Raw genomic sequence first — 14769 nt, 5'->3', positions numbered from 1 at the left:
TGTGCACGGACGAGTCCACAGCGGCCTGGGCGCGGGGCCCGGAGCCCGTCGCCCTCTCCTCTGTCTGTGCAGGCGCACTCAGGATTGCTCGAATGCCGTATCGACGGTGACGCGGTTGTCCCGGAGCTCGTTGGGGTGGCGACATCAGCCCGGCGACGCCCGCGGACCAGGCGGGCCTCCGGGCTCCGAAGGACGACCGGAGAGAGCCATGACGACTGCGCACGCTCCCCATCCGAACCACACCCATCAGCATGGCGCGGGCTGCGGCCATGTGGCCGTACCCCATGACAGCCATGTCGACTATGTGCACGACGGTCATCTGCATCTGGTGCACAACGACCACGCGGACGAGTGCGAGCCCGGTGCCCACATGCCGCACAGCAGCCACGCACACCAGCACGGTGAAGGATGCGGGCATGTGGCGGTGCCTCATGGGGACCATGTGGACTATGTGCACGACGGCCACCGCCACGCCGAGCACGAGGGCCACTGGGACGACCACTGAGCCGAACGCGTACGGCCCCGGCCGCACCCGTTCGGGCACGGCCGGGGCCGGCGGCGGACGGTCAGCCCACCGGGGTGGGCGGAGTGGCCGAAGGGCTGTCCTCCGTCCGTTCCCGCTTGCTCTCCTCGGCCTTGCTCTCCTCGGCGAGCCGCTCCATACCGCTCGTCGTCTTGAGCGGCTTCTCCTTGAGGAAGAGAACGGCGACCAGCGCGAGAGCGGCGAAGGGAGCGGCGACGAGGAAGAGCTCCGCCGTGGCCACGCCGTACGCGTGCTGCACGATCTCCCGCATCGGCGCGGGCAGCGTGGAGATGTCCGGTACGGAGCTGTCACCGCCGGAGGCGGACTGGCCCGCTCCGCCCAGGCTCTTGGTCATCTCGGCCGTCACTCGGTTGGCCAGGATCGCGCCCAGCACGCTCGTACCGATCGTGCCGCCCATGCTGCGGAAGAACGACAGGACCGAGGTGGCCGCGCCGAGTTCGGCCGCCGGCACATCGTTCTGCGCCGCGAGCACCAGGTTCTGCATCAGCATGCCGACGCCGATACCGAGGACGGCCATATAGACGCTGAGGAGGCCGAAGCCGGTGTCGGCGTCGATCGTGGCCAGCAGACCGAGACCGCCCGTCATGATCACGGCGCCCACGATCAGATGGATCTTCCACTTGCCGGTGGTGCTGATGATCTGGCCGGCGACCGTGGAGGAGACCAGCAGACCGAGGATCAGCGGCAGGCTCATCAGGCCCGCCATGGTCGGCGACTTGCCCAGCGAGATCTGGAAGTACTGCGAGAGGAAGACGGTGCCGCCGAACATCGCCACACCGACCAGCAGGCTGGCCACCGTGGTCAGGGAGACGGTGCGGTTGCGGAAGATGTCCAGCGGGATGACCGGCTCGGGAACCCGGGCCTCCACGAAGACCGCCGCGACCAGGAGCACGACACCCGTACCGGTCAGCGCGGCGGTCTGCCAGGACGCCCAGTCGAACTGGTTGCCCGCCAGCGAGGTCCAGATGAGCAGGGCGCTGACACCGGCGACGATCAGGAACGCGCCCAGATAGTCGATCTTCACATCACGGCGGACCGTGGGCAGCCGCAGCGTGCGCTGGAGAATCAGGATCGCGGCGAGCGCGAAGGGCACTCCGATGAAGAAGCACCAGCGCCAGCCCAGCCATGAGGTGTCCACCAGCACACCGCCGACCAGCGGCCCGGCGACCGTACCGATGGCGAAGACGGCGCCGAAGATACCGGCGTACTTGCCCAGCCGCCGCGGCGGGATGATCGCCGCCATCACGACCTGCGCCAGGGCGGTCAGACCGCCCGCGCCGATGCCCTGGACGACCCGGCTGAAGATGAGCAGTCCGACTCCCTGCGAGAAACCGGCGAGCAGCGACCCGACCACGAACATGGCGAGCGAGAGCTGGAGCAGCAGCTTCTTGTTGTAGAGGTCGGAGAGCTTGCCCCACAGCGGCACGGTCGCCGTCATGGCGAGCAGCTCGGCGGTGACCACCCAGGTGTACGAGGACTGGCTGCCGTGCAGGTCGGCGATGATCCGGGGCAGCGCGTTGGCGACCACCGTACCGGCCAGGATGGCGACGAACATACCGGCCATCAGGCCTGACATGGCCTGAAGTATCTGCTGGTTGGACATGGAGGTCGGCGCCTGTTCGGGCGCCTCGATTGCACTCAATGTGTCCTTCTTCGAATGGGTGAGAAAAACGGTCAGAGGGCGGGCGGCGGCGGTTCGGCGAGCCCGTCCGTCAGCAGGGTGAAGACACGCCGGAACACCTCGGAGAAGTCGGCGTCCGGGCCCTGGGCGCACCAGTGCTCGACGGCCACCCGTACGGCCGTACCGGCGACGGCGGCCAGCAGCCGCGGATAGAGGTCGGGAGCCGAAGCGTCGGTGCCGCAGGCCGCCGAAGCGCCGGTGCTCTTCTCGTTCGGGGCGCGTGAGCCGAGCCGTACGGCGATGGCCTCGGCCAGTTCGATCTCCTCGGCCATATGCGCGCCGAGCCCGCGGACCAGCAGCCGTGGCGAACGCTGGAGCACCGTGGCCCGCAGCCGCCAGATCTCCTGGCGCTCGGCCACATCGACGAGTTCGGTGGCGAGCGCCTCGCGTACCGCTTCGAGCGGCGACAGGGCGGCCGGCGCCGCGCGCACCGCGTGGCGCACCCGTTCGCCGGCGTCCCGGTCCATCATCACGAACGCGTCGTCATGGCTGTCGAAGTAGTTGAAGAACGTACGCGGGGAGACTCCGGCGGCCTCGCTGATCGCCTCGACCGTCACATTCTCGGCGCCGTGCTCGGCGGCCAGCCGTACAGCCGCCTCCGCCAGGGCCGCCCGGGTGGCCCGCTTCTTGCGCTCACGGAGCCCCGGAGCCGCGCCTTCGTTCGTCACATCTTGCAGGGTATGCAAAAGTGCACGCCACGCAAAATTGATTCCCCGGGCTGATCGTCGTACCGAGTCGTGCAGGTCTGATCGTCGTACTGGGGCGGCTGAACGGGTTGGGCCGATCGCGGTCCGATACACGCCACGTGCGCAAGAGTTGGTCGTTTCTGTGGCTGTATCGCTTCGAGCCCTGTAGCGTCTTGATCAGCTGTCGTGGTTCCGAAGTACCGCTCGCCCGTGACGTGCCGTCACGGGCGTTTGTGCTGTTCAGCGTCTCTGCGGACCAGGGCGATCACCTCCGGTTCCCGCACCGTGCGGGAATCACGCGTCCCTCGAAACGGAGACTTGGGCAATGGCCAGTGGAACAGTGAAGTGGTTCAACTCGGAAAAGGGCTTCGGCTTTATCGCGCAGGACGGCGGTGGCCCCGACGTGTTCGCGCACTACTCGAACATCGCGACCTCCGGCTTCCGTGAGCTCCAGGAGGGCCAGAAGGTCACGTTCGACGTCACGCAGGGCCAGAAGGGCCCTCAGGCGGAGAACATCCTCCCCTCGTAACACAGCGGTCCCAGCGGGCCCGGGAGGGCCGGGACGACAGGGCGCCTGTCCGGTGGAACTCTTCCACCGGACAGGCGCCCGCCGCATTCCGGGTTCGCCGCGTTCGGGGCCCGGCCCGGCGGCGGCCTCTCCGTCAGGCCACGTTCTCCTTCTCCCGTGCCGTGGCGCGCAGCAGGCCCTCGGGCAGGGCCAGATTCCATGCCGTGATCACCGGCCGACCGTGTTCCGTGCCCAGCCGGGAGAGAGTCCCGGTGGCGAGCAGGAAGAGCGCTCCCGCGGCCGGCGCCAGTCCCAGATAGCGCGCGGTGAGCACTCGGAGGAAATGGGCGTGCGAGACGAGCGCGACATCCTCGTCGCTCGAATCGAGCGCCTCCAGGGCCTCGGTGAGCACACGGTCGGCGCGGTGCCCGACCTCCGCGGGACTCTCCCCGGGCTGGCTCGCCGGTCCGGGCACGACTCCGTCGGTCCACAGATCCCAGCCGGGCCGCGTGCGATGGATCTCGGCGGTCGCGATGCCCTCGTAGCCGCCGTAGTTCCACTCGCGCAGATCCGGTGTGACACGGAAGGCACCGAGCCCGGCCAGCTCGGCGGTGCGGCGCGCGCGGGTCATGGGGCTGACGAGGGTGAGACCGATACGGCGCTCGCGCAGCAACGGCACCAGCGAGCGGGCCTGGCTCTCGCCGCGCTCGGTCATCGGCAGATCGGTGTAGCTGGTGTGCTGCCCGGACAAGGACCAGGTGGTCTCTCCGTGCCGTACGAGGATCAACTCACCCATGAGTGCCGCCCACTTCCCGCTCTCCGCGCCCGATCGCACCACGGGCCGCCATAGGACGCCATGGGTCGCCATGGGCCCGCAAACCCCAGTGTCCCCGCTTTCGGTGTCCGGTACCCGGCGGGAATGCCACCGGCGGGCGTCGCGTTACACGGACGTACCACTTGATGGAAGCGAATTCCACCATCAGGAAGGATTTCCGTATGAAGCCCCGTATTCACCCCGTCTCCCGTCCGGTCGTCTTCCGGGACCGTGCCGCCGGAGCCGCCTTCCTGACCCGTTCCACCGCGGACTCGACCGAGCGCGTGGAGTGGGAGGACGGCCGCACCTATCCGGTCATCGACGTGGAGATCTCCTCCGCGAGCCATCCCTTCTACACCGGCAAGGGCCGTGTGGTGGACACCGCGGGCCGGGTGGAGCGCTTCGAACGCCGCTACGGCTCCGGACGCCAGGAGCCGCGGAGCTGACCGCACGACCGGCATGTCCGTGAGGGCCGGGCGGCGATCCCTGAAGAGGATCGCCGTCCGGCCCTTCTCACGTGGACGAGCCGGTCAGAGGGCGCTGTCGAGGGACTTCACGGTCCTGACCAGCGGCGCCAGTTCGGGTTTTGTGGCCGCCTCGTCGAGGGCTTCCCGCAGCGCCTTGTCATTGGTGGGCCGTGCCTCCGTGACCAGCCGCAGCCCGGCCTCGCTGACATTGGTGTAGATCCCTCGGCGGTCGGTCGGGCAGAGATAGCGCGTCAGCAGACCGCGGTCCTCCAGCCGGGTGACCAGGCGTGTGGTGGCGCTCTGGCTCAGTACGACCGCGTCGGCGACCTGCTTCATCTGGAGATGGCCGCCCTCGCCGTCGTGCTGCCGGCTCAGGACGTCGAGCAGTGAGTACTCCCGGAGGCTGAGCCCGTGGCCCGCCTGGAGCGCGCGCTCGATATGTCCCTCGATCCTGTCGTGCAGCACCGAAAGGGCACACCAGCCCTGGGCGAGACCCGTGAGCGCGGTGTCCGTGGCGGTCATGGCTTCCTCCTGTGGGCGACGTGAGGGCGTGCCGAGGCCCCTGTGTTCCCAGGATAAGACATCGACGCAATATCCCGCGTTTGCAAGTAGTCCGCGCTCGCAAGTATTGTGTTCGCATGTAAGCCGCAGGTGCAATCGTTTGGGAAGGCAAGAAATCCATGCCACTCGCGCTTCTCGCCCTGTCCATAGGGGCATTCGGGATCGGCACCACCGAATTCGTGATCATGGGGCTGCTCCCCGAGGTGGCCGGCGAGTACGGAGTCTCGATCCCCACCGCCGGACTGCTGGTCACCGGCTACGCGCTCGGAGTCGTGCTCGGCGCACCGCTGATGACCGTCCTCGGCACCCGGATCTCGCGCAAGCGGATGCTGATGCTGCTGATGGGACTGTTCGTCGCCGGCAATGTGCTCTCCGCGCTCGCGCCCACCTTCGCTCTGATGCTGACCGGGCGTGTGGTCGCCTCGCTCGCCCATGGAGCGTTCTTCGGTATCGGCTCCGTCGTGGCCGCGGGCCTGGTCGCGCCGGAACGCAAGGCCGGTGCCATCGCCATGATGTTCACCGGACTGACCGTCGCCAATGTCGTCGGTGTGCCGCTCGGCACCTTCATCGGACAGAACGCCGGCTGGCGCGCGACCTTCCTCGTCGTCGCCGGGCTCGGTGTCGTCGGGCTCGCGGGCATCGCCAGGCTCGTACCCGAGCAGCCCAGGCCCGAGGGCGTACGGCTGCGCCATGAACTCGCGGCCTTCCGCAATGCGCAGGTGCTTCTCGCCATGGCCATGACCGTGCTCGGCTTCGGCGGTGTCTTCGCGGCGATCACCTACATCACTCCGATGATGACCGAGACCGCCGGCTTCGCGGACTCGTCGGTGACCTGGCTGCTGGTGCTCTTCGGTCTCGGCATGGTCGGCGGCAATCTGCTCGGCGGCCGGTTCGCGGACCGCAGGCTGATGCCGCTGCTGTATGTGTCCCTGGGCGCACTCGCCGTGGTCCTCGCGCTGTTCACGGTCACCGCCCACCACAAGGTCGCGGCGGCCGTCACCATCACACTGATCGGCGCCCTCGGCTTCGCGACCGTACCGCCGCTCCAGAAGAGGGTGCTCGACCAGGCGTCCGCCGCTCCCACACTGGCCTCCGCCGTCAATATCGGAGCCTTCAACCTCGGCAACGCGCTCTCCGCCTGGCTCGGCGGCATCGTCATCGCCGCGGGCTTCGGGTACACCGCGTCCAACTGGGTAGGCGCCGCACTGGCGGGCTCCGCGCTCGTCCTCGCGGTCGTCTCCGGCGCGCTGGAGCGCCGTACGGCCGCCCGGGGACGGGTGGTCGCGACGGCGGCAGCCACCGCGAAGCCCGACCGGGCCGCCGCCGCCCGCCACTGAGCGCGGCGGGGACGACGTCGTTACGTTGGTAACGGTGTGTCCCCACGCTCACGCGCCGCCTCACCGCTTGTAGCGGTCGTCTCTTCCCTCATGGAGAACCCGCGAGCACAGAACTCGCGAAGAACGCGAGCGCAGAACTCGCGAAGAAAAGGAACACCAATGACTTCCGTGACATCCGTCCCCGACGTCGTCCTCAACAACGGCGTCAAGATCCCTCAGCTCGGCTTCGGTGTCTTCCAGGTCGACGACGCGCAGACCACCGATGCCGTCCTGGCCGCCCTGGACGCGGGCTACCGCAGCATCGACACGGCGGCCGTGTACGGCAACGAGGAGGGCGTCGGCCGCGCCATCGCCTCGTCCGGAGTGCCCCGCGACGAGCTGTTCATCACCACCAAGCTGTGGAACGACCGGCAGGGATACGACTCTGCCCTCGCCGCGTTCGACACCAGTCTGGCCAAGCTCGGTCTGGACCGGGTGGATCTGTATCTCATCCACTGGCCCGCGCCGGCGCGCGACCGCTATGTCGACACCTGGCGCGCGCTGGAGAAGCTGCTCGCCGACGGACGGGCCCGCGCCATCGGCGTGTCCAACTTCCAGCCCGCCCATCTCCAGCGGCTGCTGGACGAGACCGGAGTGGTCCCGGTCCTGAACCAGATCGAGCTGCACCCGGGACTTCAGCAGGCGGAGCTACGGGACTTCCACGCCCAGCACGACATCGCGACCGAGGCGTGGAGCCCGCTGGCGAAGGGCACGCTGCTCCAGGAGGAGGCGATCACCGAGATCGCCGGGCGGCACGAGAAGTCGCCCGCGCAGGTGGTGCTGCGCTGGCACCTCCAGCTCGGAAATATCGTGATCCCCAAGTCCGTCACGCCCGCGCGTATCCGCGAGAACATCGATGTCTTCGACTTCGAACTCTCGCCCGGGGACATGGCCGCGATGGCCACGCTCGACCGCGGACTGCGCACGGGCCCGAACCCGGACACCTTCAACTGAGGACGGGCCGGGCGCGGACGGGCGGCGCACGATGTCGACAGTGAGCGTTTCTTCCGGCAGTTGATGGTGTACGCAGAGATCGTGGTGGCGGTGCTACCCGCCGCCGTCTGGCTTGTGCTGGTGGTGCCAGGCTTCGGATGACCGGTCAGACTTGTCGACACCAAGGAGAACGACGCGTGCCCCCTCTCTTCCCGGCCCTCGCCGCGCGCGCGGAGCGGCCCGCCCTGCGGTTCGGCGACCGTACCCTCACCCATGCCGAACTGGCCGACGCGGCGGGCTCCCTGGCCGTCCGGATCGCCGGTGCGCGACGGATCGCGGTCTGGGCCACGCCCACGCTCGGGACGGCCGTCGGTGTGGTGGCGGCGCTGCTGGCCGGAGTTCCCGTCGTACCGGTCAATCCGAGGAGCGGCGAGCGCGAACTGACCCATATCGTCTCGGACAGCGCCCCCGAACTGGTCGTCGCCGAACCGGGCGTGGTCCTCCCGCCGGCCCTCGCCGCGCTCGACCGGCTGGACACCGCAGAAGCGGGCGGCACGCCGCCAGGAATGCCCGCCGGGCCGTTCCCCGAGCACGATCCGGAATCGCCCGCGCTGATCGTCTACACCTCAGGGACCACCGGACCGCCGAAGGGCGCCGTCCTGCCGCGCCGCGCGCTCGTCGCCACCCTGGACGCGCTGGAGGACGCCTGGCAGTGGACCGCCGACGACATCCTCGTCCACGCCCTGCCTCTCTTCCATGTGCACGGACTGATCCTCGGCATTCTCGGTCCGCTGCGGCGCGGTGGATCGGTGCGCCATCTCGGCAGGTTCGACACCGAGGGCGTGGCCCGTGAACTGTCCTCGGGCGCCACGATGCTGTTCGGCGTTCCGACGATGTACCACCGCATCGCCGAGGCGCTGCCCGGCGATCCCGCGCTCGCCAAGGCGCTGTCCGGCGCGCGGCTGCTGGTGTCCGGATCCGCCGCGCTGCCCGTCCATGACCATCAGCGGATCGCCGCGGCGACCGGCCGCCGGGTCATCGAGCGGTACGGCATGACGGAGACCCTGATGAACACCAGTGTGCGCGCGGACGGCGAGCCGCGCGCCGGCACGGTCGGAGTACCGCTGCGCGGTGTCGGGCTGCGGCTGGTCGACGAGTCGGGAGACACGATCGAGGCGTACGACGGTGAGACGGTCGGCGAGATCCAGGTCCGTGGCGCGAATCTGTTCACGGAGTATCTGAACCGGCCCGACGCGACCGAGGCCGCCTTCACCAACGGCTGGTTCCGTACCGGGGACATGGCGATCCGCGATCCCGACGGCTATGTCCGTATCGTCGGCCGCAAGGCCACCGATCTGATCAAGAGCGGTGGTTACAAGATCGGCGCGGGCGAGATCGAGAACGTCCTGCTGGAGCATCCCGGGGTACGGGAGGCCGCCGTGACCGGCGAGCCCGACGCGGACCTCGGCGAGCGGATCGTCGCCTGGATCGTCCCGGCGCGTTCCGAAGCGCCGCCGTCCGTCGAGGAGTTGGCGGACCATGTGGCGGCGCAGCTCGCCGCGCACAAGCGACCGCGTACGGTGCGCTATCTGGACGCCCTGCCTCGCAACGACATGGGAAAGATCATGAAGCGGGCGCTCCATGACTGAGCGGCTGAGCGCGCGCGAGGCGATCGCCGCCGTCGTCGACGAGGGCGCGTTCCTCGAACTGCCCACGCCGCAGGGCGTGTCCGCGCCGGACGGACCGCTCGCCTGGGAAGGGTACGACGCGGCCCGCGCCCGTGCCGAGGAACGCACCGGCGAGCAGGAGTCCGTCGTCTGCGGCACCGGACGGATCGGCGCCACCGAAGCGGTGCTGATCTCCTTCGAGTTCGGCTTTCTGGGCGGATCGCTCGGTGAGTGCACGGGCGACCGGCTGGAGGCCGCGTACACCCATGCGCGAGAGCGGCGGCTGCCGGTCGTCTCGCTGATCGCCACCGGCGGCAGCCGGATGCAGGAAGGGATGCGCGCGCTGCTCCAACTCCAGCGGGTGGCACGGCAGTCCGCGCTCACCCGCGCGGCCGGGCTGCCGCAGCTCGCAGTGGTGCGTGACCCGACCACCGGCGGTGGCTGGGCCACTCTGGGCGCGGGAGCCGATGTCGTACTGGCGCTGCCGGGCGCCCAGATCGGTTTCGCCGGCTCGCGTGTGCGTCCCGCCGACGCCGATCCGTACGCCTATACGGCGGAGGCGCAGTTGGCGGCGGGCCATATCGACGCGGTGGTACGCCAGGACGAGCTGCGCGCCACCGTCGGCCGCTGGCTGCGGCTGCTGACCGGAGGAGACGGCGCCGGGGAAGCCGTACCGCCGCCCACCGGTCTGGGCGGCGGTGAGCCGCCCGTCTCCGGATGGGACGCGGTCATACGGGCCCGCGCTCCCGAACGCCCTCGTGCGGAGGCCTATGTGGAGGCGTACTTCACCGAGCGGGAGGCGATCGTCGGCGACCGCTGCGGTGGTACGGATCCGGGAATGCTCTGCGGGTTCGGCCGCCACGCGGGACGGACCGTCGCGTATGCCGCGCAGTGCGGCACGCCGACGCGCCCGGCCGGTTACCGGACCGCGGCCCGGCTGATCCGGCTCGCCGACCGGCTGGGCATCCCCGTACTGACACTGGTGGACACACCAGGCGCGGCCAATGACGCCGAGGCGGAGCGCATGGGAGCGGGCGGCGCCATCGCGGATCTCTTCGCGGCCATGGCCACCGCCCGGGTGCCGCTGACCACCCTGCTGATCGGCGAGGGCGGCTCCGGTGGCGCGCTGGCGCTGTCGGCGCCGGACAACACCTGGGCCACGCCCGACAGTTACTTCTCCGTCATCGCACCCGAACTGGCCACGGCGATCCTCAAACGTCCCCCCGGCGAGACACGCGCGACGGCCGACCAACTCCGATTGCGGCCAACAGATCTGGTGTCGCTCGGCGTTGTACGCGGGATCGTGCCGGTGGAGTAGCCCCAGGCCTGGTGCGCGGGCCCGACGTACGGTCCCGGCGCGCGGTCCCGGTGTCCTGCCCGGAAGGACGGGACACCGGGCTCATGCCGGCGGGACACCGGGTGCGGCAGCGTGAGTCGTGCACGGGGATCCGGCCCAGGACCGGGCGGTCGCCTCTTCCCGGGGGGAGAACGGGTGGAACGGGGCACGAACCGCCAGTAGGGGGATCGGGGGTGGCTGGATCCCCGTGCGCCGACAGGGCGCACGGCGTACGGGAGGGCCCGTACGCCTCACCGAGGGGGAAGCATGGCTGTTCCACAGACAGAACCGACGGCGGGCCAGCGGCTCGGGAGCGATCCGGTACGGGCGTCCGCCGAGGGCCGTGGCTGGGCCTGGGGCGGTGTGCTCACCGCGCTCGCCGGGCTGCTCGTGATCGTGGCCGCCGGGCCGCTCTATCCCTTTGACGAGGCGGACATCAGGGACAGCGCCCGGATGGTGGACCGGTTCGACGGCGCCACCGCGTGGTGGGTCTTCGCCACCCAGATCGCCTTCACCGTGGCCGCGCTGGGCGCGGTCGTCTTCGCGGCCGGGCTGCGCCGCCGGCTGGACCGGCAGTGTCCGGCGGGAAGTCTCGTGCCGGCGATCGCCGGTTCCGGGCTGCTGCTGGTCGCGGTGATGAGTCTGGTCGGCGCGGGCATGGGCACCGAGATGTTCCACGACATCAACCACCGCGATACGACGGATCCCGACATGATCATCTCCGGGATGACCCAACTGGGCACCTACGGCTGGCTGTGGTCCGGACTGCTGCTCACCGCCGGCGCGCTGGTCGTGGCCGCCTTCCGGCAGGGAGCGGTGAGCCGGTGGGTCGGTGTGATCAGCGCCCTGTTCGGATTTTTGCTGCTGATCACACAGGTGACGCCTTTTCAGTATCTCGCGCTCTTCGTGGGCTTCCCGTATCTGCTGGTGCTGAGCGCCGCGTTCGCGTTCGGCCGGGCCCGTACGGCGGAGTGAGGCGGTACGGCGGGACCTGCCCGTACAGCGCAGTGGGTCAGTGCGGGGGAGTGGGTCCGGATCAGTGGGAGCGCGAGGAACGGACTGACACCGGGACGGCCGACTGGGATCCTTGGCCCGTGGGGGACAAGGGGGATCCGGGCGTGTCGGCCCGGTGGAGGATCGACGGCGGGGGCCATCGCGCCGCCGCCGTCTGCGTGCTCGTCACGGCCTGGGCACTGGCCGCGACCGCCCTGGTCCTGATGGGCGTGGCAGGCGCCCCATGGACCCAGGACCAGTGGTTCTTCGTCGTCGACACGGTCGACGCGCTGGTGTACGGACTTGTCGCCGCGGTCGTTCTGTCCCGCCGACAGCATGTGGTCGCCTGGCTGGTCGCGCTGACCGCGGTCGGCGGCGGGATCGCGGCGGTCACCGCCCAGGCGGTGGCACTGTGGGCGCGCGACGCCGGAGCAGAGGCTGTGCCACCGCAGTGGACGATCCTCCAGTCCACCGCATGGGTGCCCGGCACGCTCTCCCTGATCCTTGTCGTTCCCTATCTGGTGTCGGGACGGCGGCTGTCCTCGACGGCCCGCTGGGCGCTCGGTACCGGGACCGCGGTGATCGTCGCCGTACTGGCGCTCCGGCTGACCGATCCCTGGCCCTGGCCGGCGTACGGCGAGCCGTATGCCCCGCTCGCCGTACGCAGTACGGCCTGGGCCCGGCTGGCCGAGCCGCTGAACCAGATCCTGCTCGCGCTGATCGTGGTCCTCGGCCTCGGCGCCGCCGCCCACACGGGATGGCGCCGGATGCGCGATCCGGCCGCGCGAGGGCTGGGCTGGCTGGCGATCGGTACGGCGCTCATCGCGGTCACGTTCCTTCCGCTGGTGCTGTGGCCGACCTCGGACAGCACGGCGGTGCTGCTGTTCACTCCGTTCACCCATATCGCCTCGCAGGCGTTTTTCCCGGCGGCGGTGCTGGTCGCGGTGTTGCGGCAGCGGCTGTGGGGGATCGATCTGGCGGTGAGCAGGACGCTGGTGTGGTCGCTGCTCACCGGCATGCTGGTGGCCGGATACTTCGTGACGGTGGCGGTGCTGGGACTCGTCCTGCCCGGTGAGAGCGCCCTCGGCAAGGTGCTGGCGACCGCCGTGCCTGCCGTCGGGATCCAGCCCGCGAGAAGCTGGTTGCAGCGTCGTGTGGACCGGCTGGTGCACGGGGAGGCGGCGGCGCCGGCGCTGAGCCGGGTCGGACGCCATCTCGGCAGCGCGGCCGGTCCGGAAGAGGCGCTGACCGGTATGGCCGAGAGCGTCGCGGTCTCGTTCAACCTCGGCTCGGTGCGGGTACTGGACGCCGACGGCGAGGTGCTGGTCTCGATCTCGACGGAGGAACCGCCGGAGGAATCCCGGGACGAACCGCCGGAGGCCTCCGCCCTCGCCTCATCGGCACACGAGACGCCTCTCGCCGTACCTCTGGTGGTACGTCAGGAGAGCGCCGGAACACTGCTGGTGACCGCGCGGCCCGGTGAACGCCTTGACCGCAGGGCCCGTTCGGCGCTGGAGGAGGTGGCGCCCATCGTCGCCACGGCCGTCCATCTCGCCGCCGTCACCCGGGCGCTGCGCGAGTCGCGCGGCCGGCTGGCCGCCGCCAGGGACGACGAACGACGGTCCCTGCGGCGGGAGTTGCACGATCAGCTCGGTCCGGCCCTGGCCGGTATCGGGCTCGGTCTCGCGGCGGTACGCAATCTGCTGCCCGATCGCGCGGACGCGGCCGACGCCCTGCTCGGCCGGCTCCGTACCGAAGTCGACGCGCGGGTGGACGAGGTCCGTACGCTGGCCCGTGGACTGGTTCCGCCTGTCCTGGCCGAGCTGGGACTCGTGGCGGCCCTGCGGGAACTGGTGATGCGGTACGAGGCGGACGGCCTCGCCGTGGTCGTACGGGACAGGGCCGTCGGCGAGGACACCGGGAAGAGCGGCAAGGACGACGGGTACAAGGGCCCAGGGCGGCCGGCGCCCGTCGACATACCCGCGAAGGTCGCCGGAGCGGTCTACGCGATCGTGGCCGAGGCGCTGCGGAATGTGTCACGGCACGCCGGTGCCAGGACCTGTGCGGTGGTTCTGGCCGGGACCGGCTCGGGTGCGGACCGGGCACTGACCGTGGTGGTCGAGGACGACGGGCGCGGTATCGCGGCGGGCGCCAGGTCCGGTGTCGGCCGGCAGTCCGTACGGGAGCGGGCCGAGGAGGTCGGCGGAACGGTCGGATGGGAGCCGGGCGCCGGCGGCCGAGGGACCCGGCTGATCCTGCGCGTTCCTCTCCGTGAGGAGCTGACCGACTCAGTGGCCGACCATGCGCGATGAACGCGAGAACCGCGATCGTGAGCGCGGGCAGGCAGGCCGGGCGAGTACGGAGGATCCGGTGGACACGACGGCGGGCCAGGAGTCCGGGGCGGAACGGCGGGACGGAGCCGACGGCGGCCTGCGGATCGTCGTCGTGGACGACCATCCCGTCTTCCGTATGGGCATGGCCGCACTGCTCGGATCACTGCCCGGTGTGAGCGTGGTCGGTGAGGCGGAGACGCGGGACGAGGCCGTCGCCGCCGTCACCGCGCACCGGCCCGATGTCGTGATCATGGACCTGCACCTCGGCGACGGAGCGCCCTCGGGAGTCGAGGCCACCCGGGAGATCCTGCGGCTCCGGCCCGCGACGGCCGTCCTCGTGGTGACGATGCTGGACGACGACGACTCGGTCTTCGCCTCGATGCGGGCCGGCGCGCGCGGCTATCTCCTCAAGGGCGCGACGCCCGCCGAGATCGAGCGCGGCGTACGCGCGGTCGCCCATGGCGAGGTGCTGCTCGGTCCCGCCGTGGCATCACGGGCGATGGCCTATATCACCGGGCTGCGGGCGCCGGGCGCCGTGCCGGTCGTACTGCCCGAACTGACGGTGCGGGAGCGGGAGGTGCTGGATCTGGTGGCCAGAGGTCTGGACAATCTCGCCATCTCGCGACGGCTGGTGCTCAGCCCGAAGACCGTCCGCAACCATCTCTCCAACATCCTCACGAAGCTTCAGGCGGCCAGCAGGGCGGAAGCGATCGTCCGGGCCCGGCAGGCGGGCCTCGGCGGAGAGTGAGCAGTGAGCGAGGAGAAGAGGGAGGGAAGAGAGTGAGCTGAAGGGCACCGGCCGAGGACCGATGGCTGCGCTGCCGGGATTCTCATAGGCCTCTCACCAGTCGTTCAGACAATATGCTTAGG

The 14769-nt window shown here is 70.2% G+C and carries 14 protein-coding genes; 10 read left to right on the top strand and 4 right to left on the bottom strand.

Annotated features, from left to right (window positions below; translation table 11 throughout):
- Positions 1–208 precede the first annotated feature (208 nt).
- The gene (locus tag ACFV6H_RS24740) at positions 209–505 is read left to right on the top strand and encodes a hypothetical protein (RefSeq protein ID WP_385545806.1); all 297 of its coding nucleotides are present in this window, start codon (positions 209–211) and stop codon (positions 503–505) included.
- A gap of 61 nt (positions 506–566) precedes the next feature.
- On the opposite strand, the gene ACFV6H_RS24735 is transcribed toward ACFV6H_RS24740, so the two are convergent.
- Positions 567–2147 carry an MDR family MFS transporter gene (locus tag ACFV6H_RS24735; RefSeq protein ID WP_385546226.1) on the bottom strand — a complete coding sequence of 527 codons (1581 nt, stop codon included), beginning with the start codon at positions 2145–2147 and terminating at the stop codon, positions 567–569.
- A 71-nt stretch (positions 2148–2218) separates the two neighbouring features.
- On the bottom strand, positions 2219–2902 hold the full coding sequence (locus ACFV6H_RS24730) for a TetR/AcrR family transcriptional regulator (RefSeq protein WP_385546223.1): 684 nt from the start codon (positions 2900–2902) through the stop codon (positions 2219–2221).
- 334 nt (positions 2903–3236) lie between these two features.
- Between ACFV6H_RS24730 and ACFV6H_RS24725 the strand changes: the two genes are divergently transcribed.
- Complete coding sequence (locus ACFV6H_RS24725) at positions 3237–3440, top strand: cold-shock protein (protein ID WP_041994569.1); 204 nt, start codon at positions 3237–3239, stop codon at positions 3438–3440.
- 133 nt (positions 3441–3573) lie between these two features.
- Here the strand turns inward: ACFV6H_RS24725 and ACFV6H_RS24720 are convergent, their stop codons facing one another.
- Entirely contained in the window at positions 3574–4215 is a 642-nt protein-coding gene (locus ACFV6H_RS24720; protein ID WP_093605095.1) for a histidine phosphatase family protein, read from the bottom strand.
- 200 nt (positions 4216–4415) lie between these two features.
- Here ACFV6H_RS24720 and ACFV6H_RS24715 point away from each other — a divergent pair, with 200 nt between their 5' ends.
- Positions 4416–4679 carry a type B 50S ribosomal protein L31 gene (locus ACFV6H_RS24715; RefSeq protein ID WP_384985576.1) on the top strand — a complete coding sequence of 88 codons (264 nt, stop codon included), beginning with the start codon at positions 4416–4418 and terminating at the stop codon, positions 4677–4679.
- Between the two features lie 84 nt (positions 4680–4763).
- On the opposite strand, the gene ACFV6H_RS24710 is transcribed toward ACFV6H_RS24715, so the two are convergent.
- Positions 4764–5222 (bottom strand): MarR family winged helix-turn-helix transcriptional regulator, encoded by a 459-nt coding sequence (locus ACFV6H_RS24710; RefSeq protein WP_384781210.1) that lies wholly within the window; start codon positions 5220–5222, stop codon positions 4764–4766.
- 158 nt (positions 5223–5380) lie between these two features.
- Between ACFV6H_RS24710 and ACFV6H_RS24705 the strand changes: the two genes are divergently transcribed.
- From ACFV6H_RS24705 to ACFV6H_RS24675, 7 genes are all read left to right on the top strand, one after another.
- A complete protein-coding gene (locus tag ACFV6H_RS24705) occupies positions 5381–6598 on the top strand; it encodes an MFS transporter (protein ID WP_385545800.1) in 1218 nt (405 codons plus the stop codon).
- A 159-nt stretch (positions 6599–6757) separates the two neighbouring features.
- Positions 6758–7591, top strand: a complete 834-nt coding sequence (locus ACFV6H_RS24700; RefSeq protein ID WP_385545797.1) for an aldo/keto reductase — start codon at positions 6758–6760, stop codon at positions 7589–7591.
- A gap of 176 nt (positions 7592–7767) precedes the next feature.
- Complete coding sequence (locus ACFV6H_RS24695; protein WP_385545794.1) at positions 7768–9219, top strand: acyl-CoA synthetase; 1452 nt, start codon at positions 7768–7770, stop codon at positions 9217–9219.
- Complete coding sequence (locus ACFV6H_RS24690; protein ID WP_385545791.1) at positions 9212–10555, top strand: carboxyl transferase domain-containing protein; 1344 nt, start codon at positions 9212–9214, stop codon at positions 10553–10555. The genes ACFV6H_RS24695 and ACFV6H_RS24690 overlap by 8 nt, the downstream gene beginning before the upstream one ends.
- Positions 10556–10840: 285 nt before the next feature.
- Positions 10841–11548, top strand: a complete 708-nt coding sequence (locus ACFV6H_RS24685) for a hypothetical protein (RefSeq protein ID WP_385545788.1) — start codon at positions 10841–10843, stop codon at positions 11546–11548.
- A 119-nt stretch (positions 11549–11667) separates the two neighbouring features.
- Positions 11668–13878, top strand: coding sequence for a histidine kinase (locus tag ACFV6H_RS24680; protein WP_385545785.1), 2211 nt, complete (start codon positions 11668–11670; stop codon positions 13876–13878).
- On the top strand, positions 13868–14647 hold the full coding sequence (locus tag ACFV6H_RS24675; protein ID WP_385545783.1) for a response regulator: 780 nt from the start codon (positions 13868–13870) through the stop codon (positions 14645–14647). The genes ACFV6H_RS24680 and ACFV6H_RS24675 overlap by 11 nt, the downstream gene beginning before the upstream one ends.
- Positions 14648–14769: the final 122 nt, after the last annotated feature.

This window comes from Streptomyces sp. NPDC059743 (assembly GCF_042732975.1).
Lineage (GTDB): Bacteria > Actinomycetota > Actinomycetes > Streptomycetales > Streptomycetaceae > Streptomyces.
This window is presented reverse-complemented; position numbering and strand designations above follow the sequence as displayed.

What these genes read in the sequence shown, in the direction of transcription:
- ACFV6H_RS24740 (WP_385545806.1), top strand. Translation starts at nt 209, where the DNA reads ATGACGACTGCGCACGCTCCCCATCCGAACCACACCCATCAGCATGGC.
- ACFV6H_RS24735 (WP_385546226.1), bottom strand. Translation starts at nt 2,147, where the DNA reads ATGTCCAACCAGCAGATACTTCAGGCCATGTCAGGCCTGATGGCCGGT.
- ACFV6H_RS24725 (WP_041994569.1), top strand. Translation starts at nt 3,237, where the DNA reads ATGGCCAGTGGAACAGTGAAGTGGTTCAACTCGGAAAAGGGCTTCGGC.
- ACFV6H_RS24720 (WP_093605095.1), bottom strand. Translation starts at nt 4,215, where the DNA reads ATGGGTGAGTTGATCCTCGTACGGCACGGAGAGACCACCTGGTCCTTG.
- ACFV6H_RS24715 (WP_384985576.1), top strand. Translation starts at nt 4,416, where the DNA reads ATGAAGCCCCGTATTCACCCCGTCTCCCGTCCGGTCGTCTTCCGGGAC.
- ACFV6H_RS24710 (WP_384781210.1), bottom strand. Translation starts at nt 5,222, where the DNA reads ATGACCGCCACGGACACCGCGCTCACGGGTCTCGCCCAGGGCTGGTGT.
- ACFV6H_RS24705 (WP_385545800.1), top strand. Translation starts at nt 5,381, where the DNA reads ATGCCACTCGCGCTTCTCGCCCTGTCCATAGGGGCATTCGGGATCGGC.
- ACFV6H_RS24700 (WP_385545797.1), top strand. Translation starts at nt 6,758, where the DNA reads ATGACTTCCGTGACATCCGTCCCCGACGTCGTCCTCAACAACGGCGTC.
- ACFV6H_RS24690 (WP_385545791.1), top strand. Translation starts at nt 9,212, where the DNA reads ATGACTGAGCGGCTGAGCGCGCGCGAGGCGATCGCCGCCGTCGTCGAC.
- ACFV6H_RS24685 (WP_385545788.1), top strand. Translation starts at nt 10,841, where the DNA reads ATGGCTGTTCCACAGACAGAACCGACGGCGGGCCAGCGGCTCGGGAGC.
- ACFV6H_RS24675 (WP_385545783.1), top strand. Translation starts at nt 13,868, where the DNA reads ATGCGCGATGAACGCGAGAACCGCGATCGTGAGCGCGGGCAGGCAGGC.